The organism is Streptomyces sp. NPDC054961 (assembly GCF_053609145.1).
The window spans coordinates 147,303-149,469 of the sequence record NZ_JBSGWY010000016.1; the positions used below are offsets into that span (position 1 = coordinate 147,303).

The window sequence follows — 2,167 nt, forward strand, 5'->3', positions numbered from 1 at the left end:
ACTCTACTTCGTTTCAATCCCCCACACACACCTCTCGGCCCCCCGTGCCGGCGGCCCACCCCCCCCCCCCACCCGCACCGGGGGCGCGGCTGCTATCCGGCGGTGGTCGGCTCGGCGCGGGCGCGCCACCAAGCCAGCGTCGCCCTGACCTGTTCGTCGACGGGTGTGGCGCGTACGGCGAACTCGGCTTCGTAAGCGGTCGAGTCGAGCAGGAACGGCCGGTCGAACTGGTAGCGGATCTCCTTCAGTTCGCGGATCAGCGGCGAGAAGAGCGACGCGACGGCCAGTACGGCAGGTGAGAGCCTGCGCACGGCGACCGGCCCCGATCCGGACTCGGTGGCGAGGCGGCCGACCATGTCCCTGACGGACAGCGCGGGCTCCGTCGGGACGTGCCAGGGCCGTCCCCAGGCCCGTTCCTCCGTCGCGACCTCCACCAAGGTCCTTGCCACGTCGGGGAGATAGGTCCAGCTGTGCGGAGCGTCCGGATCGCCGAGGGTGGAGACAGGCTTTCCGCGCAGGACGCGCGGCACGACCCGCGCGGCCAGATGTCCGCCCTCGGTCACGCCGGGCCCGAAGAAGTCCGAGGCCCGCACCTCGACCGCCTTGATGCGCCCCTGTTCGTGCAGGCTCCGCACCTGTTCCCAACCGGCGGCCCGCACGCGCCCCTTGGGGCCTGTCGCCGACAGCGGCTGCTTCTCGGTCAGGGGGCCGCTCACCGGACCGTAACCGTAGAGGTTGCCCAGCATGACCAGGACCGCCCCGGTCGCCTCGGCCGCCGCGCAGGCCGACGAGATCAGGGCCGGCCACTCGGCCGCCCAGCGGTGGTAGGGCGGCGCGGCACAGTGGAGGATGGCTGCCGCGCCCCGGGACGCCTCGGCCAGCCGCCGTCCGTCCGTCGCGTCCCACGCGACGTGCTCGATGCCGGGTTCCGGGCTCCGGCCCGACCTGGTGACGACCCGCACCGCATGCCCCTGCTCCGCCAGCAGGCGGGCGGTGGCGGCTCCGGCGGGCCCGAATCCCACAACGACGAAAAGACTCACGTCCGTACACTAGCGCGAGCGCGCGTCACTCCTTTCGGCGCTACATGGCGGAGCGGAGCATCCCCGCCGTCCTGGCCATGGCGGACCGCGTCGACTCGTCGGCGGCCGTCCGCGCCGCGTCCTCCAGCAGCAACGCCGCCGCCTGGAGGAGACCGACGTGGACCGGTACGGTCTGCAGCCCGGTCAGGGCCGCCATCGCCTGATCGGTGGCGCTCTGGGGGATGAGGGTGCTGACTCCGCGTCCGATGCCGCGTTCACGTGGGCCCTGCGCTGGTGTACTCACCTCGCGATTCTCGCGGATCCGGGGCCGGAAGCGGTGCCGACATCCGAGGGACCGGCCCGGGTGCGGCCCTGCCGCCCCGCCGCCCTGCGTCTCGGACGACCGGGCTCGGCCTACGTGTTCGGGTGGTCGCCGGCCTCCCGGGCCACGCGCTCCAGCCGGTCCCGGTAGCCCTCCCACCATGCCGGGTCGGCGGGCGGCACGGAGTCGTTGGCCTTCTCCATCCCCACGGCGCCGTCCAGGAGTTCCCGGAGGATGTCGGCGTGCCCCGCGTGCCGGTGGGTGTCGGCGACCACGCGCACGACGGCGTGGTGCAACGTCACTTCGTCCCGGCCGGCCGGCCACCAGGGCACGCGGCCGGTCGTCTCCAGCGCCAGCGCCTCGATCGTCGCGTCCGCGTGCGCCCACGCCCGGCGATAGAACTCCACGATCTGCTGACGTGACTCGTCGGCGGTGGCCCACATGTCCCCGTTGGGCTCGGCGTCCTCCTCGAGCCAGGGCAGCGCCTCGCCGGACGGGCGACCGAAGGTGTCACCGAGGTAGCCCAGTTCGACCCCGGCCGCGTGTTTCACCAGGCCCAGGAGGTTCGTGCCGGTCGGTGTCAGCGGTCGGCGGACGTCGTACTCCGAGAGCCCTTCGAGCTTCCACAGCAGGGCGTCGCGGGCGGACTGCAGGTAGAAGTGCAGGTCGGCCTTGGGATGTGATGCGGTCATGGGGCAAGTCTGCCGCCTGCCGGCGACGTACCGCCTGCCCGTTTTCCGGCCGGTCCCAGGCGTGGGCGCGGGCGGCTCCGGTCGTGCGGCCGGGCCGAGCGGACACCGATCCGTCCGGCGTCCGTCGGCCCGGC

General features: G+C 73.3%; 3 protein-coding genes. All 3 read right to left on the reverse strand.

The features are described from left to right. Positions 1 to 92 precede the first annotated feature (92 nt). The 3 genes from ACWF9Z_RS17160 to ACWF9Z_RS17170 all read right to left on the reverse strand — a co-directional run bounded on the left by ACWF9Z_RS17160 (position 93) and on the right by ACWF9Z_RS17170 (position 2,033). Positions 93 to 1,040 carry an NAD-dependent epimerase/dehydratase family protein gene (locus ACWF9Z_RS17160; RefSeq protein ID WP_453602930.1) on the reverse strand — a complete coding sequence of 316 codons (948 nt, stop codon included), beginning with the start codon at positions 1,038 to 1,040 and terminating at the stop codon, positions 93 to 95. Positions 1,041 to 1,080: 40 nt separating this feature from the next. Then, a complete protein-coding gene (locus ACWF9Z_RS17165) occupies positions 1,081 to 1,323 on the reverse strand; it encodes a hypothetical protein (protein ID WP_453602931.1) in 243 nt (80 codons plus the stop codon). A 110-nt stretch (positions 1,324 to 1,433) separates the two neighbouring features. Next, on the reverse strand, positions 1,434 to 2,033 hold the full coding sequence (locus ACWF9Z_RS17170) for a DinB family protein (RefSeq protein ID WP_453602932.1): 600 nt from the start codon (positions 2,031 to 2,033) through the stop codon (positions 1,434 to 1,436). Positions 2,034 to 2,167: the final 134 nt, after the last annotated feature.

What these genes read in the sequence shown, in the direction of transcription:
- ACWF9Z_RS17170 (WP_453602932.1), bottom strand. Translation starts at nt 2,033, where the DNA reads ATGACCGCATCACATCCCAAGGCCGACCTGCACTTCTACCTGCAGTCC.